The 23,974-nt window shown below is 71.7% G+C and carries 22 protein-coding genes; 6 read left to right on the forward strand and 16 right to left on the reverse strand.

Annotation, left to right across the window (positions count from 1 at the left end):
• Window positions 1-25: 25 nt before the first annotated feature.
• Genes AB0C27_RS05705 through AB0C27_RS05715 form a run of 3 tightly spaced genes read right to left on the reverse strand, consistent with a single transcriptional unit; the run spans window position 26 to window position 2,867 of the window.
• Complete coding sequence (locus tag AB0C27_RS05705) at window positions 26-892, reverse strand: ABC transporter permease (protein ID WP_357838386.1); 867 nt, start codon at window positions 890-892, stop codon at window positions 26-28.
• Window positions 889-1,815, reverse strand: a complete 927-nt coding sequence (locus AB0C27_RS05710) for an ABC transporter permease (protein ID WP_357838389.1) — start codon at window positions 1,813-1,815, stop codon at window positions 889-891. The genes AB0C27_RS05705 and AB0C27_RS05710 overlap by 4 nt, the downstream gene beginning before the upstream one ends.
• On the reverse strand, window positions 1,812-2,867 hold the full coding sequence (locus AB0C27_RS05715) for a LacI family DNA-binding transcriptional regulator (protein ID WP_357838392.1): 1,056 nt from the start codon (window positions 2,865-2,867) through the stop codon (window positions 1,812-1,814). The genes AB0C27_RS05710 and AB0C27_RS05715 overlap by 4 nt, the downstream gene beginning before the upstream one ends.
• A gap of 208 nt (window positions 2,868-3,075) precedes the next feature.
• On the opposite strand from AB0C27_RS05715, the gene AB0C27_RS05720 reads away from it, so the two are divergent.
• The 3 genes from AB0C27_RS05720 to AB0C27_RS05730 all read left to right on the forward strand — a co-directional run bounded on the left by AB0C27_RS05720 (window position 3,076) and on the right by AB0C27_RS05730 (window position 7,185).
• Window positions 3,076-4,881, forward strand: coding sequence for a glycosyl hydrolase family 28-related protein (locus AB0C27_RS05720; RefSeq protein WP_357838395.1), 1,806 nt, complete (start codon window positions 3,076-3,078; stop codon window positions 4,879-4,881).
• A gap of 48 nt (window positions 4,882-4,929) precedes the next feature.
• The gene (locus AB0C27_RS05725; protein WP_357838398.1) at window positions 4,930-5,937 is read left to right on the forward strand and encodes a GDSL-type esterase/lipase family protein; all 1,008 of its coding nucleotides are present in this window, start codon (window positions 4,930-4,932) and stop codon (window positions 5,935-5,937) included.
• A 576-nt stretch (window positions 5,938-6,513) separates the two neighbouring features.
• Window positions 6,514-7,185, forward strand: a complete 672-nt coding sequence (locus AB0C27_RS05730; RefSeq protein WP_357838401.1) for a hypothetical protein — start codon at window positions 6,514-6,516, stop codon at window positions 7,183-7,185.
• Window positions 7,186-7,332: 147 nt separating this feature from the next.
• Here AB0C27_RS05730 and AB0C27_RS05735 read toward each other — a convergent pair whose 3' ends face one another.
• The 3 genes from AB0C27_RS05735 to AB0C27_RS05745 all read right to left on the reverse strand — a co-directional run bounded on the left by AB0C27_RS05735 (window position 7,333) and on the right by AB0C27_RS05745 (window position 10,378).
• Entirely contained in the window at window positions 7,333-8,091 is a 759-nt protein-coding gene (locus tag AB0C27_RS05735) for a hypothetical protein (RefSeq protein WP_357838404.1), read from the reverse strand.
• 247 nt (window positions 8,092-8,338) lie between these two features.
• Complete coding sequence (locus AB0C27_RS05740; RefSeq protein WP_357838407.1) at window positions 8,339-9,358, reverse strand: NADPH:quinone reductase; 1,020 nt, start codon at window positions 9,356-9,358, stop codon at window positions 8,339-8,341.
• Window positions 9,359-9,424: 66 nt separating this feature from the next.
• Window positions 9,425-10,378 (reverse strand): aldo/keto reductase, encoded by a 954-nt coding sequence (locus AB0C27_RS05745; RefSeq protein WP_357838410.1) that lies wholly within the window; start codon window positions 10,376-10,378, stop codon window positions 9,425-9,427.
• A gap of 91 nt (window positions 10,379-10,469) precedes the next feature.
• On the opposite strand from AB0C27_RS05745, the gene AB0C27_RS05750 reads away from it, so the two are divergent.
• Entirely contained in the window at window positions 10,470-11,072 is a 603-nt protein-coding gene (locus AB0C27_RS05750) for a helix-turn-helix domain-containing protein (RefSeq protein WP_357838413.1), read from the forward strand.
• Between the two features lie 44 nt (window positions 11,073-11,116).
• Here AB0C27_RS05750 and AB0C27_RS05755 read toward each other — a convergent pair whose 3' ends face one another.
• From AB0C27_RS05755 to AB0C27_RS05770, 4 genes are all read right to left on the reverse strand, one after another.
• On the reverse strand, window positions 11,117-14,389 hold the full coding sequence (locus tag AB0C27_RS05755) for a BTAD domain-containing putative transcriptional regulator (protein WP_357838415.1): 3,273 nt from the start codon (window positions 14,387-14,389) through the stop codon (window positions 11,117-11,119).
• 115 nt (window positions 14,390-14,504) lie between these two features.
• A complete protein-coding gene (locus tag AB0C27_RS05760) occupies window positions 14,505-15,371 on the reverse strand; it encodes an NlpC/P60 family protein (protein WP_357838418.1) in 867 nt (288 codons plus the stop codon).
• A gap of 265 nt (window positions 15,372-15,636) precedes the next feature.
• Window positions 15,637-16,041 carry a hypothetical protein gene (locus tag AB0C27_RS05765; RefSeq protein ID WP_346110801.1) on the reverse strand — a complete coding sequence of 135 codons (405 nt, stop codon included), beginning with the start codon at window positions 16,039-16,041 and terminating at the stop codon, window positions 15,637-15,639.
• Complete coding sequence (locus tag AB0C27_RS05770; RefSeq protein ID WP_357838421.1) at window positions 16,038-17,177, reverse strand: molybdopterin-dependent oxidoreductase; 1,140 nt, start codon at window positions 17,175-17,177, stop codon at window positions 16,038-16,040. Before AB0C27_RS05770 ends, AB0C27_RS05765 begins: the two co-directional genes overlap by 4 nt.
• 186 nt (window positions 17,178-17,363) lie before the next feature.
• On the opposite strand from AB0C27_RS05770, the gene AB0C27_RS05775 reads away from it, so the two are divergent.
• On the forward strand, window positions 17,364-19,181 hold the full coding sequence (locus AB0C27_RS05775; protein ID WP_357838424.1) for an MOSC and FAD-binding oxidoreductase domain-containing protein: 1,818 nt from the start codon (window positions 17,364-17,366) through the stop codon (window positions 19,179-19,181).
• On the opposite strand, the gene AB0C27_RS05780 is transcribed toward AB0C27_RS05775, so the two are convergent.
• The 4 genes from AB0C27_RS05780 to AB0C27_RS05795 form a co-directional block, all read right to left on the reverse strand.
• On the reverse strand, window positions 19,182-19,697 hold the full coding sequence (locus AB0C27_RS05780; RefSeq protein ID WP_357838426.1) for a peroxiredoxin family protein: 516 nt from the start codon (window positions 19,695-19,697) through the stop codon (window positions 19,182-19,184).
• Between the two features lie 73 nt (window positions 19,698-19,770).
• Entirely contained in the window at window positions 19,771-19,992 is a 222-nt protein-coding gene (locus tag AB0C27_RS05785) for a hypothetical protein (RefSeq protein WP_357838429.1), read from the reverse strand.
• Window positions 19,989-20,648, reverse strand: coding sequence for a sigma-70 family RNA polymerase sigma factor (locus AB0C27_RS05790; RefSeq protein ID WP_357838432.1), 660 nt, complete (start codon window positions 20,646-20,648; stop codon window positions 19,989-19,991). Before AB0C27_RS05790 ends, AB0C27_RS05785 begins: the two co-directional genes overlap by 4 nt.
• A gap of 24 nt (window positions 20,649-20,672) precedes the next feature.
• Window positions 20,673-21,554 carry an SDR family oxidoreductase gene (locus AB0C27_RS05795; protein WP_357838435.1) on the reverse strand — a complete coding sequence of 294 codons (882 nt, stop codon included), beginning with the start codon at window positions 21,552-21,554 and terminating at the stop codon, window positions 20,673-20,675.
• An 86-nt stretch (window positions 21,555-21,640) separates the two neighbouring features.
• On the opposite strand from AB0C27_RS05795, the gene AB0C27_RS05800 reads away from it, so the two are divergent.
• A complete protein-coding gene (locus AB0C27_RS05800) occupies window positions 21,641-22,219 on the forward strand; it encodes a helix-turn-helix domain-containing protein (RefSeq protein WP_357838438.1) in 579 nt (192 codons plus the stop codon).
• Here AB0C27_RS05800 and AB0C27_RS05805 read toward each other — a convergent pair.
• Both AB0C27_RS05805 and AB0C27_RS05810 read right to left on the reverse strand, forming a co-directional pair.
• Entirely contained in the window at window positions 22,165-23,385 is a 1,221-nt protein-coding gene (locus AB0C27_RS05805) for a histidine kinase (protein ID WP_357838440.1), read from the reverse strand. The two genes, AB0C27_RS05800 and AB0C27_RS05805, sit on opposite strands and share 55 nt — an antisense overlap.
• A gap of 96 nt (window positions 23,386-23,481) precedes the next feature.
• Window positions 23,482-23,913 (reverse strand): DUF5980 family protein, encoded by a 432-nt coding sequence (locus AB0C27_RS05810; RefSeq protein WP_357838443.1) that lies wholly within the window; start codon window positions 23,911-23,913, stop codon window positions 23,482-23,484.
• Window positions 23,914-23,974: the final 61 nt, after the last annotated feature.

The raw sequence follows: 23,974 nt of genomic DNA on the forward strand, positions 1-23,974 counted from the left end.
ATTCCTCCTGACCTTGGCTGTGCTGTCAGCGGCTCGTGCCGAGACGCTGGGTGAGGTGGTCGCCGAGCAGGCCCGTGCTCACCACGAGGCCGGTCAGCGCCAGCCCCGGTAGCGCTGAGATCCACCAGGCGGTGTCGAGATAGTCCTTGCCGTTCGCGATGACCTGGCCCCAGGAGACCGTGGCCGAGGGCAGACCGAGACCGAGGAAGCTGAGACCGGCCTCCGACAGCACCGCGCCGGCGAACTCCGTGGTCGCCAGCGCCGTCACAGGACCGATCACAAACGGGATGATGTGCCGGATGATCACGATCGGAGTGGGCACCCCGATCAGCCGCGCGGCGTCGACCCACGGCCGCTCGCGCAACGAGAGGGTGACGCCGCGGGTCAGCCGGGCGAAGCCGACCCAGCCGGCCACCGAGAGCGACAGCACCACGACCAGCATGCTGCGCTGGAAGAGGCCGGCGATCACGATCGCCAGCAGAATGCCGGGGAAGGCCATCAGGATGTCGATCAGCCGGGAGATCGCGATGTCGGTCCAGCCCGCCAGGTAACCGGCGAGCGTGCCGAAGGCCAGCCCGACCGCCAGGCAGGCAGCCACCACGGAGATCCCGATGATGATCGACGTCCTGGCGCCATAGACCAGCTGGCCGAGCATGTCCCGGCCGGCTCCGTCGGTGCCCAGCAGGGCGAGCGTGCCGTCCGCCCTGGTCGCCCCGATCGGCAGCAGCCGGTCCGCCACGCTGGTCGCCACCGGGTCGTACGCGATCAGCAGCGGGCCGATCAGCCCGACGAGCACGTAACAGGCGAGCACGACGGTGGCGACCGCGGCGACGGCCGGCGTGGACCGCAGGCGGACGGGCCACAACCTGGGCCGTACGGTGATCGCGCTCATGCCCTCGCCCCCAGCCGTACCCGCGGATCGAGCCGGGCGGCGATCAGGTCGGCCGCGACGTTGCAGCAGACCACGATGACCGCGATGAGCAGCACGGCGGCCTGCACGATCGAGTAGTCCCTGTTGGCCACCGCCGTCACCAGCAACGAGCCGAGGCCCGGCCAGGTGAAGACGGTCTCCACGATCACCGCGCCGCCCAGCAACGTGCTCACGTGCAGCGCGCCGACGGTCACCACCGGCGTCGCCGCGTTGCGCACCACGTGTCCCGTCACCACCTCGCGGGTGCTGAGCCCCTTGGCGTACGAGCGCTGCACGTAGGTCTCCGCCATGGTGTCGGCCACGCTGCTCCGGGTGATCCGGGTCAGCAGCGCGGTGAACGGGGCGGCGAGCGTGAGCGCGGGAAGGACGATGTGGGCCGGGGTCCCGGTGCCGGCGCTGGGCAGCAGCCGCAGCTGCAACGCCATCACCAGGATCAGCATGATCCCGATCCAGAACGGCGGCATCGAGTAGAGGAACAGGGCCAGACCGGAGATCCCGCGGTCGATCCACCGACCCCGGTAGGCCCCGGCCAGGGCGCCGAGGACGACGCCCGTCATCGCCATGAGGGTGGCCACCAGCGTGAGCTCCACCGAGGCGGGCACCCGCGACAGCACCAGCTCGAACGCCGGCCGGCCGAAGCGGTAGGAGTCACCGAAGTCGAGCGTGGCGAGCTGGGTCAGGTAGTGCCAGTACTGCACCGGCAACGGCTGATCCAGCCCGAGCCTGGTCCTGGCGGCGGCCACTTCGGCGCCCGTGGCGTCCGGGCCGAGCAGCACCAGCGCCTGGTCACCCGGGGCGATCCGCATGATGAAGAACACCAGCGTGGCGGCGCCGAAGATGATCAAAACGCCGGTGGCCGCCGTGCGCAGCGCGTACCGGGTCATCGCCGCACCACCCGGCTGATCGAGTTGCCGCGTACGTCCGTGCACGGCACCACGAGCTGCAGCGGCGACCGTTCCGCGTCCTCCAGCAGGGTGACCAGCAACTGCACGGCCGCCCGGCCGATCTCGACCCGGGGGATCTCGAACGAGGTCCAGATCCTGGTCGCGGTCGGCGGCGGTGCGGAGCCCAGGAAGGCGACCGACAACCGGTCGGGGATCCGCACGCCGGCGGCCTCGGCGGCCGCGGCCAGGGCGAGGCCGCTGGCGTTGTCCTCTGAGGGCTCGACGAGGACCGCCGTGACGCCGTCGTCCACCCATCCGGTGACCCGGTCGGTGCCGAGGTCCCCGGCGCCGGAGGAGTACTCCACCAGGAGGTCGTCCTGGCTCAGGCCCGCGGCCTCGGCACCGCGCCGCAGGCCGAGCTCACGGTCGTCGCCAGGCTCGGCGCCGTCGCTCTGCCGCAGGAGCAGGATCCGCCGGTGGCCGAGCGCGGCCAGCTCCTCCACGAGAGCCGCGGTCGGGGCGACGTAGTCGGGGGCGACGTAGGACAGCTCGGTGCCTTCGATGTCGCGCCGGCCGATGAAGACGAAGGGGAAGCCCTCGTCGACCAGGTTCGTCAGGTCGTCACGCGAGATGTGCCGGCCCAGCAGCACGCAGCCGTCGGCCTTCAGCAGCGCGTTGCGCCCTCTGGCGTAGACCCCGCCATGGGCGGTGTTGGCCGAGGTGAACAGCAGCAGGTCGTACCCGAGCCTGGCCGCCTCCTCCTCCACTCCGACCAGGAACGGGTGGTAGAAATCGCGCTGGTCGACGGGGAAGACCGACTCGAACGTGTAGAGGCCGATGGTCTTGACGCTCATCCCGCGCAGCGCGCGGGCGGCGGGGTTGACGGCGTACCCGAGCTCCTCGATCGCCTGCTGCACCCGCTGGCGGGTCTCCTCGGCGACCGGCACGCCGGGTCGCTCGCTGAGCACGAGGGAGACGGTGGCCTGGGAGACGCCGGCTCGCTGGGCGATCTCGACTTGGGTGGGGCGTCGTGGCCCCGCTCGTTTGCGCATGGGGATCCAGTTGACTAATACGTAACGACTCCGGGGCACTCTAGACACCTGTCGACGCTCACCACAAGGGGGAAATTTCACGAACGTTGCCGTCAGATGTCTAGATGTCATCCAATTATCAGCATTTATTAGCTCTTGTGAGCCGGATTGGCCGTATGTACGATCCCCGATCAATACGTATCAATCCGCGCAGCCGGAGGTAACGGCCATGCCCGAGTGGACCGATCGTCGAGCGCTCCTACGGATCGGCGGTGCGGCGCTCGGCGCCGCCGCGGCCACCGCCACCTGGGGAGCCGCACCCGCGGCGGCCGCGGGCCCGGAAGACGCGGACCCGGCGGACATCATCACGCCGCAGCAGTTCGGCGCGCTGGCCGACGGGCAGCACGACGACACCGACGCCATCGAGCAGGCCATCCTCGCCACGCGGACCCGGACCACCCGGATCGTCGTCTTCCCGCCCGGCACCTACCGGATCACCAGGACCATCGTCATCCCCGACGTGGCCGGAGAGTCCTTCAACCGCATCCAGCTCCGCGGTTACAGCACCATGACGAACCGCGCGTCGATCATCCAGGTGACGCACGACGGCGTGGGCATCGACGTGCGCTGCTCGCTCGCCGCGATCTACGGCCTGGCCTTCGTCGCCCCCGCCAAGACCGAACGCAACGTGGCGCTGCGCTTCGCCGGCGAGGTCAACACCGACGACACCGACGCCGCCATCCTGGAGTGCACGTTCGTGTCGTTCAAGCTCGCCGTCGAACACGTCGGCCGCGGGCTGTACTTCTCGCACAACCTCGTCGCGCTCTGCACCACCGGCGTCAGCCTCGCCTGGCCCACCAGCGGCGTGGAAGGCGGAGCCGACCACGTCCCGCCGTACGGGCTGCGGAAGTGGCTCATCACCAACAACCACTTCCACAGCCCGTTCCAGGCCATCGTCACCCAGGGCGCAGAGAGCAGCGACTTCCGCGGCGCGATCATCCAGGGCAACCTGCTCGACATCGGCCGGCGCCTGTTCATCGGCAGCCTCACCAACTCCACCATCAGCGGCAACGTGGTGGAGAAGGCGGACAACGGGGCGATCATCGAGATCACCAGCGGGGGCCACAACCTGACGATCGGCGACAACGTCCTCGGCGGGTTCGAACCACCGCAGAACAACGGCACCCGCGCGATCCAATTCTCCAGCGGCGTCAAGGCGCACAACGTCACCATCAGCGGGAACACCTTCAACTGGCTCAACGGCTCGCCGATCCGCTTCGAGAACGACGCCAGCCGGATCACCATCGCCAACAACTCGTTCGACAACTGGAACCTCTCCGGCAGGAACGACAACGCCGCCATCGCGGTGGCCGGAAAGGCGAGCGCGTTCAGCGTCATCGGCAACGTCATCTCGCCCGACCCCGCGAAGCGGCCGCCGATCACGACCACCGGCGGGCTGCACGGCTCCCACGTGATCGGCAACGCCTCCGAGCAGGTGCCGCTGGTCGCGGGCCCTGTGGGGGCGGACTCGTTCGTCCAGGCCACCCCCGGCCGGTTCAACCGGATCGAGGTGGCCGGGCCCCTGGGGGCGGCGGCGAAGGTGGTCAGCACCTCGACCGAGCCGGTCAAGGTGGGCACGGACCGGTACGGGTCGTTCGTCGTGGAGGGCAGCAACGCCAACCCGGGCGTCAAGGGCGGGGTGCGGGTGGTGCCGGTCAACCAGTCGGGATCGGCCGCCACCGAGCTGCTCTGCTCGACCACGTCCACGAACGAACTGGTGTCCATGGCCGCCAACGCCACCGGCCTGGTGCCGCCCGCCGACAACGCACGGGACCTGGGCAGCACCACGCAGCGGATGCGGACCGTCTACGCGCACCAGGTGGTCCTGGCCGAGCACACCCCGGACACCCTGCCGGACGCGGCCGGCCAGGCCGGGGGGATCGTCATGGTTCGCGACCCGAAGACCGGCAAGCGCGGCCTCGCGCTCTCCGACGGAGCCGCCTGGCGCAACGTCGTCCTCGGCCCCAAGGTCTGACCCGGCCCTCATGACACCGACCCCGGCCCTGATCCGCACTGGACTCGCATGGCGGTGATCCGGCTCATCCCCGGCGCCGGGCCGGCGGTCTGGCGGGGCGCTCTGGCCTGGACGGAGGAGGGCGGCGCCTGGCAGCCGTGGCGGCTGCCGCCGGACCGGATCGCCACCGCCCACGCACCCGTCCTGGTCACGCGGGCGCGGATGCCGGCCGGCGTGCGCGCGGTCGTCCGTACCGACGCGGCCGCGCTGGAGTTGCGCACCTACGCCGCGGCCGACGACGTGACGTCGCTCGACGTCACGGTGGACGGCATGCTCTGGCGGCGGACGGCGCTGGCGGCGGGGGCGGTGACGAGCCGCGTCGAACTGCCGCCCGGCGCCAAGGTCGTCGAGGTCTGGCTGCCCCAGTTCGGCGAGGTCAGGACGGGACCCCTCGTCCTGCACGACGCGACGTACGCGACCGCGGCCGGGGACGAGGGGCCGCGCTGGGTCACGTACGGAAGCTCGATCACGCAGTGCCGCTCGGCGGCCGGACCGAGCGAGACCTGGCCCGCCCTGGTCGCGCGGCGCCTCGGCTGGGACCTGACCTGTCTCGGCTTCGCCGGCGAGTGCCACCTCGATCCCGTCGCGGCCAGAGCGATCGCGCGCACGCCGGCGGACCTGATCTCGCTGTGTCTCGGGGGCAACGTCCATGGCTTCGCGAGCATGAGCCTGCGGACGTTCACCGGCCAGGTGTCCGGATTTATCCAGACGATTCGCGACACACAACCACGGGTGCCGATCGCCGTGATCTCGCCGATGACCTCACCGCCTCGCGAACGGCTGGTCAACCCGGTGCATCTGACCCTCAACGACGTCCGCACCGCCGTCGCGGACGCCGTACGGACGTTGCGGCGGTGCGGCGAGACCCGGCTGCACCTCATCGACGGCCCGAGCGTCCTCGGCCCCGACGACGCCCACCTTCTGCTACCGGACGCCCTGCACCCGAACGCCGACGGCTACCGCCTCATGGCCGAGCGCCTCGCACCCCGCCTGGCGGCCGTCGCCGCTGCGCCGTAGCGCCTCGTTCGGCTGATCACCCGGCCGGCCGCAGCTCGACCGCCACCCCGCCGCCACGCGAGGCGGCAAGGCGTAGAGCCACTTTGGCATGTATTACGCCGATAATTCACGGTATTCAAGTGTGCTGTCTGATATCGCGCCCGCTGTCCCCCTTGAAGATGCTGTGGCAGTAAAGGAGAAATGGGATTCTAGTTGCGACATCCGACCCAGAAGTGAATGATTCTCCCAGGCGACCCATCGGCCTCGCGGGAGTGGACCTGTCGGAGGAAGTGTGCAACGTCGTTATCCCATCGAATGGCCTTCGAATACCTTTATGGCCGAATTGAGCCCCACCCCCGGCCAGGAACTGCTCTCCCTCACCCCCGCCACGATCCAGCCCGCCGGCAGGGTTCTGATCAGGCAGGGCGAACAGACCGACCGGCGCGTCTTCCTCCTGTCCCCGACCGGCACGAGGCCCGGCGCCCTGGCCAAGGTCACGACCGACCTTCGAAAACGTATGGATAGGTCTTGTCCGGCTGGATCATATGCCAGGGTTTCCTCATCAATTAAGCGGCAATTCCTTCCTGGAGAAAGCAAATGCCGACAAATCCGATAAACACCGGCAGATATCTGCTGCTGGCGACGGACATCGCCGGCTACGGCAGCGGGGACGCCCAGCGTCATCGCAGTATTCAGCGCACCTTGGTGGACATTCTGCACGAGGCGGCCGACGCGGCCGTGCTGCACAGGAAGTTGTGGACGACCCAGCCGTCCGGCGACGGAGAGCTCGCCATCCTCCCCACCTCCGAACCGGAGCACCGCCTCGTCGACGACTTCGTCAGGCACCTGCACCGGCTGCTGAACCAGTGCAACGCCACCAGGATCGAGGAGGCGCGGCTGCGGCTGCGGATGGCCGTGCACGAAGGCGTCGTCTCGCAGGCGGCCAACGGCTTCGCAGGACAGGCGGTCGTCCAGGTCAAGCGGCTGCTCTCGTGTAGTGCGCTGAGGCAGACGCTGGAGACCTCCGACACGTCCCTCGCGGTGATCGTCTCCGACGAGATCTACGACGGGACGATCAGCCAGGGCTACACCACCTACCACCTCGACGACTTCCGCCGGGTCCAGGTGCTGGAGAAGGAGTACCGGGGACATGCCTGGGTGCACGTGCCGCGCACGTTCGTGCAGAGCAAGGCGAGGCCCGTCTCCCTGCCGGACGGCGTCATCCCCGTGACGCCCGTGCCGGCCAACGGGAACGAAGGCGCGTCATGAACGATGAGTTGTGCCGGCCGGAGCCGGCGCGGGCTTAAGGGGATTAGGGGTCGCCGACGCTGGTGACCATCAGGGGCCGCCGACGCTGGTGAGCGTCAGGGGCCGCCGACGCTGGTGAGCGTCAGGGGCCGCCGACGCTGGTGAGCGTCAGGGGTTGTCGGCGCTGGTGACCTTGAGTGTGGCCCCGAGGCCCGGAGCCGCCTTTCCGGCCAGTTCGCTCGCACGGGCCAGGTCGGCCTGCTTCGCGACCACGATGGCGGCGCGGTCGGGCATCAGTGAGGCGGCGGCGACGGCGTACCGGGCGGCCACCGCCTGGTAGGCGGCGATGGCCTCGGTGGGGCGGGCGCCGTTGAAGTCGGTGCCGACGGAGAGCGCGGGCCGGGCGGTGCGGCCCGTACCGACCTTCAGCGACACCACGTCCGACAGGGGCCGATGCCGTCCGCCGTCGGTGACCAGGTCCTCGAACAGCGTCATCGCGGCGGCGGCGTCGGTCGCGGTGAGCTCGATCCGCCAGCGGACGACCCCCTTCGTGGGCGCGTCGTGCAGGTCGCCGGTCAGCGTCCGGTCGTCGGTCGTCAGTGACCGCCACAACGACAGTGCCTCGTCAGCGCGGCGCCGGTCGGCGACGACGGTGAAGCTGACGGCGCCCGCCGTGATCCGGCCGGTGACGTTCCGGTGCTCGGCGACGTAGCGCCGCAGGTCGTTCGCCAGCACGCTCACCCGGTCGGCCGGCGTGCCGTCCCTGAGGATCAGGGTGCCGGAGGCCGAGCCCGCGAACGGGAGCGTGTTGTTCCTGGTCGTGTCAATCTTGGTGACGTCCGGCGTTCCGGCCCAGTCCGCGTCGAAGTCCGCGGCGAGCGCGGTGCCCTTGTCGATGGCGCAGCCACTCGACAGGAGCAGGCCCACGACGACTGCGACGAGCGCGATGAGCGGGAGCCGGCGCCGCGGCCTGTCTCGTCGCAGAGTCTCTCCTTCAACGGGGAGCCGGCCGGGACGATCTCCAGCTCGTGAGGAGCACCGTAGCAGGGCCCGCGTCCGTCACATCGCGGAGGCCGCCCCATCGCGAGGCCGCCACCTCGCGGGACCGTCCCCGCGATGCCGTCCCACGCGGCCGTCACGCGCGGCCGTCACGCGCGGCCGTCACGCGCGGCCGTCACGGGGCGATGTCCACCAGGACCTTGCCGACCGCGCCGCCCTCCACCGCCCGGTGCGCGTCGGCCGTACGGTCGAGCGGGAAGCGGACCAGCGGCAGGCCGTGCTCCTCACCGACAGGCAGGGCCCCGTCGCGGACGGCGGCGGCGACGTCCTCGGCGCCGGCGGTGAGCGCCTGCGTGCCGACCGTGTAGAGCACCAGGAACTGATAGCGCGTGTTCAGCATCATGTTCTGCCGCACGTCCAGGTTGACCGGCTTGTCACCGTCGTTGGCGTAGATCGCGATCGTGCCGCGGGTGGCCAGCACGGCCAGGTCCAGGTCCAGGTTCGCCCCCAGCGCCACCTCTGCGACGATGTCGACGCCGTCCGGGGCGAGCTCGCGGATCCGGGCGGCCGCGTCGCCCTCGCGGTAGTTGATCACGTGGTGGGCGCCGGCGGCGGTGGCCAGCCGGGCCTTCTCCGGGCCGCTGATCGTGCTGATCACGGTGGCTCCGGCCCAGCGGGCGAGCTGGATGGCCGCGTGCCCGACCGCTCCTGCCCCACCGGCGGCGAGCACCACCTTGCCGTCGAGCGCGCCGGGGCCCAGCCGGCGCGGCCCGTCCTCGGCGACGGTGAGCGCGCGGTGCGCGGTGAGGGCGGGGACCCCGAGCGACGCGCCGAGGTCGAACCCGGCCGCGTCGGGCAGCGGCACCGCGTTGGCGGCGGGCACGACGGTGAACTCGGCGGCGGTGCCGGTGGGCCGCCCGACGGTGGCCATGAACAGCCAGACCCGCTGGCCGACCCGGCCCGGGTCGACCCCCTCGCCGACGGCGTCGATCACGCCGGCGCCGTCGAGGTGCGGGGTGACCTCGGGAAAGCTCTTCCTGTTGGTCGCGCCGGAGCGGCTCTTCCAGTCGGTCGGGTTGACCCCGGACACGGCGACCCGGACGCGGACCTCGCCGGGGCCGGGCTCGGGCACGTCACGCTCGACGAGCTGCAGAACGTCGGCGTCGCCGTGGTCGCGGTAGATGATGGCCTTCATATCGTCTTGTCCTTGCTCGCTCAGTGCTGATGTCTCGGCAACGATCTCTTACCCGCCCAACGCCGATCAGCCGAGCGGAACGTCGCTGGAGCGCGACTCGACGGCATCGAGGGCGGCCATGGCCGCGGCGTCGAGGGTGATGTCGCCGACCGCCCGGTTGGCCTCCAGGTGGGCAGGGTCGCCGGTGCCGGGGATGAGCAGCACGTTCGGGGCGTGGTGCAGCAGCCAGGCGAGCCCGATCTGGGACGGCGTGACGCCGAGCGACTCGGCCACGGCGCGGACGGCCGGCTCGTCGGTGACCTTGGGCATGCCGGGGAAGCTCCCACCGAGCGGGAAGAACGGCACCCAGGCGATGCCCTCGGCCGCGCACAGCCGCAGCAGCTCCTCGTCGTCGCGGCAGACGAGGCTGTAGGCGTTCTGCACGCAGGCGAGGCCGGCGGGGATCGCCCGGCGCAACCCGTCGATGCCGACGCCACTCAGCCCGATCCCGCCGATCTTGCCCTCGTCGCGCATCGCGGTCATCTCGGCGAGCTGGTCGTCGAGGTCGGCCACCTGATCGCCCTCGGGCCGCAGCCCTGGGCCGGAGTCGAGGCGGCGCAGGTTCACGACGGGGATGTGGTCCACGCCGAGGGCGGTGAGGTTGTCCTCGACGCCGGCGCGCAGTTCCTTCGGCTGCTGGGCCAGCCGCAGCGGGACCGGGCCGCCGGGATTGGCGGTGGCGCCGACCTTGCTGACGATCATGACGTCGTCCTCCGGCCCGATCGCGGCGCGGAGGATCTCGTTGGCGTAGCCGTCGCCGTAGAACTGCGCGGTGTCGATGTGGTCCACGCCGCTGTCGATCGCCCGGCGCACGAGCGCCAGGGCCGCGTCACGGTCGCCGCGCAGGCGTTCGAGCTGCAGGGCGCCGTAGCCGATCCGCGACACGGTACGGCCGGCGAACGGAGCGGCGCCACCGGGCCGCGGCGCGGCGTCCCGCCCGCCGGGAGCATCGGGAGAAGCGGGAGAGCTGGTTGAGGGCATGGGAATCCCGTCCACGTAGAATGCCAGAGATAGCGGAGGACCCTCCGTTATCCTCGATCGACTATAGGGCAATACCGGAGGTTCCTCCACTTTGGCCGCGCTCGAACCCACGCCCACCCCGGCCGCACCCCAGCGCCCGCTGCGCGCCCACGCCCAGCGCAACCGCGACAAACTGGTCGCCGTCGCCCGCACCGCGTTCGCGGCGTCCGACGACAGCGTTCCGCTGGAGACCATCGCCCGTGAGGCGGGGGTCGGGATCGGCACCCTCTATCGCCACTTCCCCACCCGCGAGGCGCTCGTGGAGGCGGTCTACGCCGCCGAGCTCGACGAGCTCAGCGCGTGCGTCCCCGACCTGCTCGAACGGCTTCCGCCACTGCTCGCGCTGCGTGCCTGGATGGAGCGGTACGCGGCGTTCGCGGTGATGAAGCACGGCATGGCCGACGCGATTCGGGCCGGCCAGACCGCGGGCCGCATCCCGACCACCACCACCAGGGAACGCATCACCGCCGCCATCACGGCGTTCCTCACCGCGGGCGCCGCCACGGGCGCGCTGCGCGCGGACGTCGAGCCCGAACAGGTCACCATGATGATCCTCGGGATCTTCCTGGCCACGGCGGCCCTCGACACGCCCGAGCAGATCGGCCGGCTGCTCGACCTGCTCGTGGACGCCCTGCATCCCCAGCCGGCCCCGTGACCCCTCCCCGTGACCTCGGCCGAGCCTGAACACGGGGCGGGTGCTCACTGTTTCGAGGCGTCCAGCACGGCCAGGGCGCGGCGTTCGAGCAGGCGGAAACCGCACGAGCCCGCGATCGCCAGGGCCCGCTCGGCGATCCGCCGCGCCGACGCCGGATCGCCGTCCGAGAGCCGGGTGGTGGCCAGGCCGACCAGGGCCCGCGCCTCCACGAACGGGTAGGTGTCGCGCGCGATCGTCACGCAGCGCTCGAACCACTGGACGGCGGCCCGCACCTCACCCAGCGCGTGGTAGGCCTGGGCCGCGGTGGCCGCGGTCTGCGCCGTGGCCTTCCTGTCGTGCACCGCGATCGCCATGTCGTACGCCCGCCGCGCCACCTCCAGCGCGGTGGCCGCGTCCCCGCGTTGCAGGTGCAGCCGGCTCAGCTCGTCCAGGGTGGACAGCTCACCGCGCAGGTTGGCCCCCTTCCTGTACGCCGCCAGCACGCCGGTGAGCAGCTCGAAGGCGTGCCGCTCCGAGCCGAGCTGACGCAGCGCGCTGGCCAGGTTGCCCCGGTTCGCCAGCGCCGAGGTCTCCCTGCCCGTCGTCTCGTTGATCTCCAGTGCCGCGTTGAGCAGGTCGGCGGCGTCCACCAGCTGGCCCTGATGCAGCCGTAGCACCCCGAGCCCGTTGAACGCGACCGCGCGTACGTGACCGAGCGGGTCGTCCTCGGTCAGGTCGAGCGCGCGGCCCATCCACTTCTCCCCGTCGGCGAGCTTGCCCCGCTCCAGGTGGTGCCAGCCGATGTGGTGGGACAGGTACGCCGCGGCCGTCGTCCAGCCGGTGGCGGCCGCGAGCCGCTCACCGGCGAGCGAGTCCGCCAGCGCCTCCTCGTCGCGGCCGACCGACCACAGCGCCTGGCCGCGGCTGATCAGCATCGCGGTACGCGCGACGTCGTCCCCGGCCAGGACGGCCGCCTCCATGCCCGCCTCGGCCGCGGGCAACCAGCCGTCGATGTGCCGGCGGATCAGGAAGTAGCCGCGTAGCTGGTCGGTGATGCGCCAGGCCAGCGCGCGGTCGGCGGTCCCTGCGGTGTGCTTGACGACGGCGACGAGCGCGGGCAACTCGGCGTCCAGCCAGGTGAGGGCGTCGGTCTCGGTGGCGAAGACCGACTCCCGCGCCGTGTGCGTCTGGAGCCGGACGAGCTGCGGGTAGACCCACTCCATCGCGGCCGTCACCGCGTCGGCGTACCAGGTGTAAAGGCGCGAACGGGCGATCTCGCCCTCGGCGTCGTCGGCGAGCAGCCGCCGGGCGTACAGGCCGAGCAGGTCGTGCAGCCGGTAGCGGTCGGTCGCGTACTGCATCAGCATGTTCGCTTCGAGCAGGTCCTCCAGCAGGCGGTCGGCTTCGAGCGCCGGCAGGTCGAGGAGGGCGCCCGTGCTGTCGGCGCCGAAGTCGTCGGCGGGATGCAGGCCGCACAGCCGGAACGCGCGCTGGGCGGCGGCGCTCAGGTCGGCGTAACTGAGCTGGAAGCTGGTGAGCACGCTCGACTCGCCGGTGGACAGCTCGGTGAGCCTGCGGTTGTCGTCGTGCAGCCGCCGGGTCAGGTCGCCGATGGTCCACGCCTGCCGGGTGGCCAGCCGCGCGCTCGCGATGCGCAGCGCGAGCGGCAGCCGGGCGCACGCCTCGGCGAGCGCGCCGGCCGCGCCGGGATCGGCCTCGATCCGGTGCGCTCCCGCGGTCGCGGCGATCAGGGCGATCGATTCCTGCGGGCTGAGCGGTTCGAGGTGGACGGCGTTCGCGCCGGCCAGGCCGGGCATCCGGCGCCGGCTGGTCACGATCAGGTCGCTGCCGCCGGCTCCGGGCAGCAGCGGCAGCACCTGGCCGGCGTCGTGCGCGTTGTCCAGCAGCACCAGCATCCGCCGGTCGGCGAGCTCGCTTCTGAACACCGCGGCCGCCTCAGTCTCGTCGGTCCCGATCCGCCTGCCCGGCACGCCGAGCGCGCGCAGGAAGCGGCCGAGCACCCGCATCGGCTCCGGCCCGGTCGCGGTGGTGCCGCGCAGATCGGCGTACAACTGACCATCGGGATATTCCCCGCGTAATCGGTGCGCGGCGGCGAGCGCGAGCGCGGTCTTGCCGACTCCCGCTATGCCGTCGATCAGCACGATCCGGGGCGCGGCCGGTCCCGGATCCAGGTCCGACCTGGCGAGCGCGGCCTCGATCCCGGTCAACTCGTCCGTCCTGCCGACGAAGTCGGGCGGCGCGGCGGGCGCCTGCTGGATCGCGGTGCGTCCCATCGCCCGCCGGGCCTGCCGCTCCTGCTGCCGCAGCACCGCGAGCTGGGCGTGCCTGAGCCGCTCTCCCGGATCGATGCCGAGCTGGTCGGCCAGTGCCGACCTGATCCGCTCGTACGCCGCCAGCGCCTCCGCCTGCCTGCCGCTCGCGGCCAGCGTCAGGATCAGCTCGGCGTGCAGCGGCTCGTCCAGCTCGTGCCGGAGTGCGAGCTGCCGCACCGGCCGCAGTGCCCGCTCCGGCCGGCCCAGGTCGCGGGCCAGGGTGGCGAATGCCTGGACGGTGGCGGCGTACTCGCCGGTCACCGCGGTGTAGAGCGGGCTCGCCGCCACCCGTTCCGCGTCGATCTCGCCGCGCCACAGGGCGACGGCCGCGGCGAGCCTGGCCAGCGCCTCCTCCGGCGCGTCGTACGCCGCCCGCGCCGTGAGGTCGCGGAACTCCAGCAGGTCGAGCTGATCGGCGGTGAGCGCGAGCCGGTACCCGTTCTGGCCGCCGAGGAGCACGCTCGCGGCGCCGGAACCGGAGTCCAGCAGCCGCCGCAACCTGGCGACGTGCGTGTGCAGCAGGCTGACCGCGCGCCGGCCCGTGCGACGCGCCGTTCGATGGCCGCCGCTGTGGGGCCACAGGAGCTCGATGAGCTCGTCCTGCCCGGCCACCGCGCCGGCGCCGAGGGCGAGCCGGGCGAGCAGCGTGCGTTGCAGGTCGGAGCCGAGCGGCGCCTGGACCTCGCCGTGCCAGACCTCGATCGGGCCGAGTACGCGGACGCGCAGCGGGCCGCCACGGGCCGGATCGGTTTCGTCGCGCCGGACGCGACGCGCCTCTGCGGCGGCGTGCAACTGCTCGGTGTCGGAGCCGCTCAGCCCGAGCGCGCCGGCGATGGCCTGGACGGAGTCCCGTTTCGGGCTTCTCGTCCTGCCCTGTTCCAGGTCGCGGATCGCGCCCGCGCTCACGCCCGCCCGCTCGGCGAGTTGCCGCTGGGTCAGCCCGGCACGGCGGCGATGGGCGCGCAACAGCCCGCCGAAGCTGGTCCGCGTCACTCGTGCCTGCACCGAGTGAGCAGAACGTCGATCCACGGCCTTGGGGGCACTGCACGATCTTAGGTCAGGAACCCGCCGAGGCCCAGAGTGCCTGGCTCGGCACACTGGGCTCGCGGCGGGAACGATGTCAGTCTGTGGGCACGGTCGCCACGCCGAGGATGCGGAAGGCCGCGACGCGGACGTTGCGCAGGCCGCCCTCGGGATGGACGGAAACCTTGGTGCCCGGTTCGAGCGCGTCGAGGACGTTGCCGTCCCCCTCCCAGAACGAGACGTGGCCGACGGCTTCATCGGTCGTCTTGTAGAAGATCAGGTCGCCGACCTTCAGGTCGGACCAGGCGACGGACTTGGCGTAGAACTTCGACGGGGACTGGTGGCTCTCCGCCCATCTCCACATGTCGACGGCACGGCGGACGGGCCAGCCGGGGAAGTTGCCGATCGGGTTGTAGGAGGCGTAGACGAGGCCCGAGCAGTCGTACCCGGGTTTGGCCGGCGTCCCCTCACCGCCGAGCACGTAGTCGACGCCGCGCTTCGCCATGGCGTTCTTGTGGCCGATCATGCTCCAGTTGTAGATCTCCCGCACCTCGACGCAGTTGGTGCCCTGGGCGGTGGTGCCGTTCTGGATCTGCACCCGCAGGTGGTTGATGTTGCCGATGGCCTCCGGGTTCCAGTCGGACTTCAGGCCCACGTCATGGGTGCCGTTGCCGCTGTTGAGGACGAAGTGCGCGTCGCCGCTGGGGAACGTGAACGGCGCCGAGCTGTGGTCGGCGTCGTGAGCCTGGATCCGCAGCACCGGGGAGAAGTTGCTCGCCGTGCCGGTGTCGTCGACCCGCCAGCGGATGGTCACCTTGTCGCCGGCCTTCCAGTCGACCTGGAGGAAGCTGCTGGCGCCGTCGCACTCGGTGGTGAGCGTGCCGCTCGGGTTGCTCAGGCCGTCGGCGGAGGCGGAGGGCGCGTTCACGAAGACGGCGCTGGTGGTCGCGACTAAGAAGGCCACGACCGACGCGATGATTCCTGGTTTCACTGGTTTCCCTTCATGGCGGAAGTCGATGAACGACAGATCGGCGCGATTCACGAAGAGTCACTTGGGAGAACGTGAGCACAGTGACGTCACGCGGTGCCGTACGTGTACGGCTGTCCGGCCGCGGGTCCGGTCGAGGTCCAGATCTTGGGCGTCTTGACGAGAACGCTAGGGACCGCCGCTGGCGCGGCGCTGTCCGTACTCCGCCCGTACCGGACCTCGTGTCGTGGTCGGGACGGAGTCAGCGATCCGACTCGGGCGCGCGGCCCCCGCGCTTCCGTCGTGCCGCCCGCCACAACCGGGGAGCCAGTGCGGCGAGAGCGAGCACGCCCAGGACGAGCAGCAGGTTGCGGACGTAGTCGAGGGGGAGGATCGACGGGTTGTCCGCCCGCCGGCCCAGCGCCAGCACGGTCGGCAGGGTCGCGAGCGTCACCGTGCCGGCCACGATCGCGACCGCCCGCACCGCACCGCCCGCCCGGCGCACGGCCAGGCCGATCAGCAGGACCACGGGAACCAGGATCCCGTCATGCGCCACCACGACGCCGCCGAACCACAGCGCCCAGCCGATCGGACCGCTGTCCAGGAACAGGCCGGTGAACCCGAGGCCCACCAGCGCGGCGCCGGCCGCGTACAGGACCCACCTCATGCGACCCTCACCGTGCCGACCCACTTGGTCTGCATGACGCCGGGCCGGTTGGGCGCGATCAGCCGCACCGGGTAGCCGTGGTCGGCGTCCAGCGGGTGGCCGTTCAGTCGGAGTGCCAGGAGGGTCAGCGGGTCGTTCCAGTGCGGGGGGCGTACCTCGCTGGTGCGGTAGTAGCCGGTGCGTTCGAGCGACTCGATCGTCAGGAACGCGTCCGGCGCGGCGCCTGCCCGGGTGATCAGGTCGCGCAGGCGTACGCCCGTCCACTCGCACTCCACGCTCCAGCCCTCCACGCAGGCGATCGGCAGCCGTACCGTGTGCTGGGGCAGGGCGGCGAGGTCGGCGTAGGCGAGCGACAGCTCCGTGCGCACGGCTCCCGTCACCACCAGCCGGTACGCCGGATCGCCCGGCGCCACCCGCACCCCCGCCGCCGCGGCCGACCGGTTGACCGGCACACCCTGCGGCCCCGCGTCAGGATCGCGCGGCGCCAGCACCGCCAGCCCCTTCAGCGGGGTGACCGCCTCACCCACCGTGACCAGCGCCGCCACGCCGCACGCGGCGGCGACCGTGGTCAGGAAGCGGCGCCGGTCGGGGTCCTCCACGCGTACCCACAGATGCCGCCTGACCTTGGACCACTCGTTGACGGCGTGGATGACGAGCGCGCCGTAGACGATGAAGGCGGTCCAGTAGTGCGCCTGCACGAACCCGAACGGCCACGGGTAGGTGTAGGCGATGTTCAGCAGCCCCGTGACGAGCTGGAACAACGCGCCCGCGACCAGCAGCAGCACGAACAGCCGCTCGGCCGCGTGCCCCGCGGAGCGGAACGGCGGCCACTGCCAGAGCTTCGGGTAGACCGTCCACAACTTGGCCAGCAGCAGCGGGACCGTGGCGATGCCGCCGATGACGTGCAGGCCCTGCGTCACCCGGTAGAGGTTGACCGGCCGCGACGGCCACAGCAGCCACGTGGGCGGATGCTGGGTGAAGTGGCTGAAGAGGCCGGTCGCGAAGGCGACGGTGAAGCTGATCCCCAGCCACATCCCCAGCTTGGCCGCCACCCGTTCCGAACGCAGCCGGCTGGTGAACCTGCCGGCCAACGACTGGCCGAAGGTCACCGCGATGCTTGTCAGGCGCCTGCTCATGTCTCGAAGCCTGACACCGCCGAGCGCTCCGGTGGCCGTCCCGGGCGGTACCGTCCGCGGTCCGTAAGAAGTGCGGCGGGCGCGGGCCTCGGCCGCTGCGCGCGTGGCGGTCGCGGTCTCCGGGAAGCCGCTGGTTAGGGTGGAGGTGAACGGCGACCTGGGGTGGGCCACACCACGGCGAGGATCATGACGGCGAAGCTCTTGTCGGTGAACGTCGGGATGCCGAAGGACGTGTCCTGGCAGGGCAGGACTGTGCACACGGGCGTGTGGAAACATCCCGTCACCGGCCCGCGCCTGGTCAGGCGGCTCAACATCGACGGCGACGGCCAGGGCGACCTCCAGGGACACGGCGGCGAGCAGCGGGCCGTGCTCGTCTACCAGATCGAGTCGTACGCCCACTGGCAGGAGCACTTCGGCCGCTCCGACTTCGAGTACGGCCAGTTCGGGGAGAACTTCACCGTCGACGGGCTGCCCGACGACGAGGTGTGCGTCGGCGACCGGTACCGCATCGGAGAGGCGGAGTTCGAGGTCACCCAGCCTCGGGTCACCTGTTACCGGGTCGGCATGCGGCTCGGCGAGCCCGAACTGCCCGCCCTGCTCGTCTCTCACCATCGGCCGGGCTTCTACCTGCGGGTCATCACCGAGGGGGTGGTGCGGGCGGGGGACGCCATCGTCAAGACGCGGACCGGGCCGGGGGCGCTCAGCGTGGCCGACATCGACGCGTTGCTCTATCTTCCGGGGCGCGATCCGGACAAACTTCGCAGAGCGCTCGCCATTCCGGCGCTCAGTCCTGGGTGGCAGCAGTCGTTCCGCGATATGGCGGCTGCCGCTGGGACTGCTGAGGTTGGCGGGGCTGCTGAGGCCGGGCCACGTGCGGAGGCTTGGCCGGGGTTCCGGCCGTTGCGGGTCACCGGGCTCGTGCACGAGACCCCGTCCGTGCTCTCCGTCGAGCTCGAAGCGGCCGACGGGGGCGCGCTGCCCGCCGCCGAGGCCGGTCAGTACCTCACCCTCCGGGTCGACGGGGCCGGCGATCCGCCGCCGGTACGCAGTTACTCTCTCTCCTCCGCGCCTGGCGCGTCCGCGTACCGGGTGAGTGTCAAACGCGAGGAGCACGGCCTGGTCAGCCGCTACCTGCACGCCGGGCTGCGGGTCGGCGCGGTGCTGGAGGTGGCGGCTCCGCGCGGCGACTTCGTGCTCGTCCCCGGGGACGGGCCGGTGGTGCTCGTCTCGGCCGGCGTCGGCGCGACCCCGGTCATGGCGATGCTGCACCGCCTGGCCGCCGAACGTACCGCGCGGCCCGTCTGGTGGATCCACGCGGCGCGCAACCGCAGCGAGCACCTCTTCGCCCACGAGGCGCACGCCCTGCTCCGCGACCTGCCCGAGGCCCACGAGCACATCTTCTACACGGCGAAGAACGGCGCGACCGGCGACGGCTCGGATCGCGCGAGCGGCCCCGGCCCCAGCCCTGGCGACGGCAGCAGCGACGGCGGGGACGGGGTGCGGGCTGAGGTTCATCGGGGCCGGCCCGGTCTGGAGAGTGTGGCGGGGCTCGGGCTGCCCACCGACGCCGGCGCCTACCTGTGCGGCCCGGCCCCTTTCATGGACGCCATGCGCGCGACGCTCACCACGATCGGGCTGGCGGACGACAGGATCCACACCGAACTGTTCGGTGCGCTGGCCGCCATCAACCCCGGCCTCACGACTCGCCCCGCGGTGGCGCCGCACCAGCCGCCGGGCGAGCCGGGCACCGGGCCGCTGATCACGTTCGCCCGCAGCGGCCTGTCGGTCCGCTGGTCACCACGCCACCGTTCCGTGCTCGATCTAGCGGACGCCTGCGACGTGCCGACGCGCTGGTCCTGCCGTACGGGGGTCTGCCACACCTGCACGACGCCGCTCCTGGCCGGGGACGTGTCCTACGCCCCCGACCCGCTGGAGCCACCGCCCACCGGCGAGGTCCTCATCTGCTGCGCCACACCGCGCCACGACCTGGTGCTCGACCTCTGATCAACCGGCCGCGTGCTCTCGTACGTACCGGATCAGGCCGGCGACGTCCTCGGGGACGAGGCGGCCGATGGCCCCGCTGGAGTACACGCTGACGAGAACCCTGCCGTCCGGGTCGAGCACGAAGCCGGTCGACTCCAGGTAGGTGGGGTCGGTGTGCACGAACGCGCCCGTCACCGCCGCGAAGGCGGCCGCGTCGGCGCTGTGCCCCACCGGGAACGTCAGGCCGTGCTTGCCGACCAGCTCCTTGGTGGTGGCTTCGTCGTCGACCGAGACCGCGACCACCTTGACGTCCAGCTCGGCGAGCTTGTCCAGCGACCGCTGGAACGCGCGGAGCTGGGCGTTGCAGTACGGGCACCACGAGCCCCGGTAGAAGAGCACCACGCCGAAGCCGCCGGCGAGAGCGTCGGGCAGTCGGAGCGTCTCGTCGCCGGGCAGCGACAGCGTGAGTGCCGGGAATGCGTCACCTGGGTGCAGCAGAGCCGCCGGAGCGGTCTTGCCGTTGAACGAATCGGTCATACCTGGTTCGCGGCGGCCACCGGCGAGGTCTTACCCCCATGTGACGCGCGCCACAGCGCCACCGCATCCGGGCTCAGGGCCCTTGGCCGGTGACCGCGGCCAGCAGGCCTTCGAAGTCGTCCGAGCACGGGCCGCACGCGCGCAGGTGGGCGGCGATGCCCGGATGATGCCGCTCGGCTCCGGCGTCCCGAGCCACCAGTTCGACGTACACGTGGAGCAGGGCCATCGCCTCCTCGCAGCCCACGTCGCGTGGATCGGTCTCCAGGAAGCGGTCCAGCTCAGCCCAGCCGTTCACGATCGCCTCACCATGTCGTGATCCATGTGACCGGCCGCGACGAGCGCGGCCCTGAGCTTGCGCCTGGCGTCGAACATCGTCTTGTAGATCGCGTTGCGGTTGGTGCCGAGCTCGACGACCAGGGCGTCCAGCGGCACCTCCGCGAGCACCAGCGCGACGAAGATCCGGCGTTGCCGTTCGGTCAGCTTCTCCTCGACGGCGCGGCGCAGCGCGGCGAGCAGGTCGCGCCATTCGGACTCCGCGGCCGGGTCGAGCCCGAACCGGTCGGGCAGCCGCTCCCAGTCCTCGGTATCGAAAGGTACGCGGGGGTTGCGCCAGAAATGTCGCCCGACCTTCGCCGACACCTCCAGGATGACGAACTTGTAGGCCCAGGTCGTGAACCTGCTCTCGCCCCGGAAGTCGCCGATCTTGCCGGTGATGGCCAGCAGCGCGTCGGCCGCGGCCTGGTGGGCGAGGTCATCGAGCTCGGGGCCGGTGACGCCGAGCCGCGCGCTCCGCCTGCGGACCTCGTTCCTCGCGATGCGCAGGAGCAGCGCGTGCAGCCGCTCGACGGCCGCCTGCCGATTCGGCTCAGGGCCGCGCAGCGCGCGCACCCACCCGGCCGACTCGGGATCGAGCGCGGCGAGGTCGCCTGTCCGGTCGTGTGCCGTCGCCACCCTGCCATCGTATCGACCCGGTCCTCAGGGCTGGATCTGCTCCAGGTCCTCCAGCAGGCTGGGGTGCTTCGGCTCCCAGCCGAGCGTCTGCCGGGTGTGGGCGCTGGACGAGGGCTGGTCGGCGGCGAAGATCGGGGCGAGCGGGCCGTAGGTCTCCGGCGGTACCGACTCGACCGGCAGGCCCAGCCGGCGGCCGATGACCGCGGCGATGTCGCGTACCTGGTCGCCTTCGTCGGCGACGGCGTGCCAGGCCGTGCCGGCCGGTGCCGTCTCCAGGGCGAGCCGGAAGAGGACCGCCGCGTCGAGCGCGTGCACGGCCGGCCAGCGCTGGGTGCCGTCGCCCAGGTAGCCGGACACGCCGGCCTGCCGGGCGATGCCGGTGAGCAGGCCGGCGAACCCGCCCTGGCCCTGGTTGTGCACCGTACGCGGCAGGCGTACGGCCGTGCTGCGGACCCCGCGCTCGGCCAGGTCCAGGATCGCCGTGACCGCGCGACCGCGACCGCCGACCGGTCCTTCGGTCATCGCGGGGTCGGCCTCGGTGGAGGCGCGGCCCGGCGCGAGGGGCGTGCCCGAGGCGGCGACGAGAGGGCGGTCGCTGCCGACGAGCTCCTCCCCGAGGGCCGCGAGGGCGGCGCTCTCCTCGGCGACCGCCTTCACGAGGGCGTCGGCGCCGCTGAAGTCGTTGGCGAAGGCCAGGTGGATCACGCCGTCGGCCTGGGCGGCGCCGGCGCGCAGGACGTCCAGATCGGCGAGACCTCCGCGCAGCGGCTCGGCGCCGGCCTCCTTGGCGGCCCGCGCCGAGGCGTCGGAGCGGGCGAGGGCGAGGACGGTGTGGCCGTGGCCGAGCAGCTCGGCGACGACGGCGGAGCCGATCAGGCCGGTGCCGCCGGTGATGAAGACGCGCATGGAACACTCCCACAAGTGATGAGACTTTTGTCCCATCACTGTAGCAGGGTGATGGGACAAAGGTCTCATCACGCTACGATGGAGCCATGGGCCGATGGGAACCAGGTGCGCGCGAACGCCTCGTCGTGGCCGCCGTCGACCTGTTCACCGAGCAGGGATACGACGCCACCACGGTCGCGCAGATCGCCGAGCGCGCCGGAGTCACCAAGAGCACCTTCTTCCGCCACTTCCCCGACAAACGGGAGCTGCTGGTGGCCGGCCAGGAGACGCTGAGCCGGCTGCTGGCCGAGGGCATCGCCGAGGCGCCCGCCGACGCCGGCCCGCTGGAGGCGGTCGCCGCCGGTCTCCGGCGCGCGTCGAGCACGATGGGGCCGGCGAATCGCGAGTTCGCCCCCCGGCTGAAGGCGGCCATCGCCGCCAGCGGCGAACTGCAGGCACGTGACGCGCTCAAGACCGTCAGCCTCGCTGCCGCGATGACCACCGCGCTGGTCGCCCGGGGCGTACCCGATCCGATCGCGGCTCTCGCGGGCGAGCTGGGGGTGCTCGCGTTCAAGCGGGGTTACCAGGAATGGGCGGAGGGCGAGCGCGACGGCGATGACGACCTGGCCGGCTACGCCCTGGCCGCCCTGGACGAACTCCGCGCGGCCACCGCCTCACTGAGCTGACCGGACCGGCCGGCTTGCGCTGTTTGCGTGGGGACGTGAGCCCGTACGACGAAGCCGCCGTCCGCCTGCGGAGCCGCGCTGAACTCGCCGCCCAGGGCCTCGACCCGGTCGCGGAGGCCGGCCAGGCCGCGCCCGCTCCCGCCGGGAGAGCCGGACCGCGAGCCGGTGCCGTCGTTGGCGACCTCCGCCTCGATCACGTTCTCACCATGGCGGACACGAACCACGGTGGGGGCGCCGTGGGCGTATTTGAGGGCGTTCGTCAGCGACTCCTGCACCACCCGATAAATCACGAAATGCCCGCCACCGGATGGATCCGCGGCCTCGCCCTCCTCGACGAACTCCACCGGCTGCCCCGCCTGGCGCGTCTGCTCGACCAGGGCACGCAGGTCGCCGGAGGCCGGCGTCTCGTCACCTGAGTCATGGCCGGGATCGAGCACGTCGAGCATGTGCCGCAGGTCAGTGATGGCCCGCCGGCCGGTGTCGGTGACGGCGCTGAGGGTCGCGTCGAGGCGATCGGGCGCGGCGGTGAGATAGCGGGCGGCCTCGGCCTGTACGACGATCGCGGTCACGTGGTGGGTCACCACGTCGTGCAGTTCGCGGGCGATGCGGGTGCGTTCCGCGGCACGGGTGGCCTCGGCGACATGGCGGCGGCGCTCGGCCTCGGCCGCCCTGGTGTTGCGCAGCCAGGCGCCGACTCCCCACGCGAGCACCATCGACAGGTAGAACAGCGCGTGGTTGGCCGGCGTCTCCTGCCCGCCGGCCCGGTCGAGCGCGTACGCGAACCCCAGGTACGCCAGCGACAGCAGGACCATGACGACGCGCCGGCCCCGCCGCAGATGGGCGCCCACGCTGACGAGCGCGAAGGGCAGCGCGGTGCCCCCCAGCGAGTGGTAGGCGAAGACCTGGTCCAGGGCGAACCCAACCGACACCAGCGCGACGCAGACGATCGGCCACCGGCGGCGCACGGTCAGCGGCAGGCACTCCAGCGCGACCACCAGGATGGCCAGCGCGTCATAGGGCCGAGTGGGCAGGCCGCCGATCTGGGTGCCGTTGCCCTGGAACTCCGGCAGGAGCGGCACCATGGTCAGGAAGAGCGCCACCGGGAAATCTCGCACCGTGACGTCGCACCGCCGCCACAGATCCTTGACTCGCCGCGTATCGATCACCGGTCGAGCCTAGTAAAGAAGGGTTCGGACGGCATGGTTCATGCGAATTCCGGCACTCGGGGTGTGGCCCGGATCGCGGGCCACACCCCGATACTCCTAGCAGACCGTCTTCGAGGTGATCGTGATGGGGGTCGACTGGGTCTCCTTCCCGTCGTACGCGATCAGCGTCGGGGTGTAGACCCCGACCGGGAGCGGAGCGATCGAGATCTGCAGCCAGCCGTTGATCGTCGTCGCCCCGTTCTCGGGGTTGGGGTAGTTGGAACCGGGCGGGATCGCGTCGTCGCCCAGGGTGGTCGAGCCGGGAGGCAGGTTACGCAGCCCGACGCGGACCGTCTTCGACCACTTCCCGACGACCGCGGCCACGAAGTACGTGTTGGGATGGCCGAAGCTCGACGTGACGCACATCCGCTGCTCCAGGTCGCGCAGCTCCCAGGTGGACGCCGAGGCGGGGGTGCTGCCGGCCAGCGCCAGCACCAGCCCGGCCGTCGTGCCGACGGCGAGCTTGGCGACTCGGTGGATCCTTCTCACGGCTGCCTCCTTGACGCTTCGTGCGATGGGATGGCTTACGCGTGAATTATTGAGCTTTTGA

Source organism: Nonomuraea sp. NPDC048882 (assembly GCF_040649755.1).
GTDB classification, from domain to species: Bacteria; Actinomycetota; Actinomycetes; order Streptosporangiales; family Streptosporangiaceae; genus Nonomuraea; species Nonomuraea maheshkhaliensis.

What these genes read in the sequence shown, in the direction of transcription:
- AB0C27_RS05705 (WP_357838386.1), bottom strand. Translation starts at nt 892, where the DNA reads ATGAGCGCGATCACCGTACGGCCCAGGTTGTGGCCCGTCCGCCTGCGG.
- AB0C27_RS05710 (WP_357838389.1), bottom strand. Translation starts at nt 1,815, where the DNA reads ATGACCCGGTACGCGCTGCGCACGGCGGCCACCGGCGTTTTGATCATC.
- AB0C27_RS05715 (WP_357838392.1), bottom strand. Translation starts at nt 2,867, where the DNA reads ATGCGCAAACGAGCGGGGCCACGACGCCCCACCCAAGTCGAGATCGCC.
- AB0C27_RS05720 (WP_357838395.1), top strand. Translation starts at nt 3,076, where the DNA reads ATGCCCGAGTGGACCGATCGTCGAGCGCTCCTACGGATCGGCGGTGCG.
- AB0C27_RS05725 (WP_357838398.1), top strand. Translation starts at nt 4,930, where the DNA reads ATGGCGGTGATCCGGCTCATCCCCGGCGCCGGGCCGGCGGTCTGGCGG.
- AB0C27_RS05730 (WP_357838401.1), top strand. Translation starts at nt 6,514, where the DNA reads ATGCCGACAAATCCGATAAACACCGGCAGATATCTGCTGCTGGCGACG.
- AB0C27_RS05740 (WP_357838407.1), bottom strand. Translation starts at nt 9,358, where the DNA reads ATGAAGGCCATCATCTACCGCGACCACGGCGACGCCGACGTTCTGCAG.
- AB0C27_RS05745 (WP_357838410.1), bottom strand. Translation starts at nt 10,378, where the DNA reads ATGCCCTCAACCAGCTCTCCCGCTTCTCCCGATGCTCCCGGCGGGCGG.
- AB0C27_RS05765 (WP_346110801.1), bottom strand. Translation starts at nt 16,041, where the DNA reads ATGAGGTGGGTCCTGTACGCGGCCGGCGCCGCGCTGGTGGGCCTCGGG.
- AB0C27_RS05770 (WP_357838421.1), bottom strand. Translation starts at nt 17,177, where the DNA reads ATGAGCAGGCGCCTGACAAGCATCGCGGTGACCTTCGGCCAGTCGTTG.
- AB0C27_RS05775 (WP_357838424.1), top strand. Translation starts at nt 17,364, where the DNA reads ATGACGGCGAAGCTCTTGTCGGTGAACGTCGGGATGCCGAAGGACGTG.
- AB0C27_RS05780 (WP_357838426.1), bottom strand. Translation starts at nt 19,697, where the DNA reads ATGACCGATTCGTTCAACGGCAAGACCGCTCCGGCGGCTCTGCTGCAC.
- AB0C27_RS05795 (WP_357838435.1), bottom strand. Translation starts at nt 21,554, where the DNA reads ATGCGCGTCTTCATCACCGGCGGCACCGGCCTGATCGGCTCCGCCGTC.
- AB0C27_RS05800 (WP_357838438.1), top strand. Translation starts at nt 21,641, where the DNA reads ATGGGCCGATGGGAACCAGGTGCGCGCGAACGCCTCGTCGTGGCCGCC.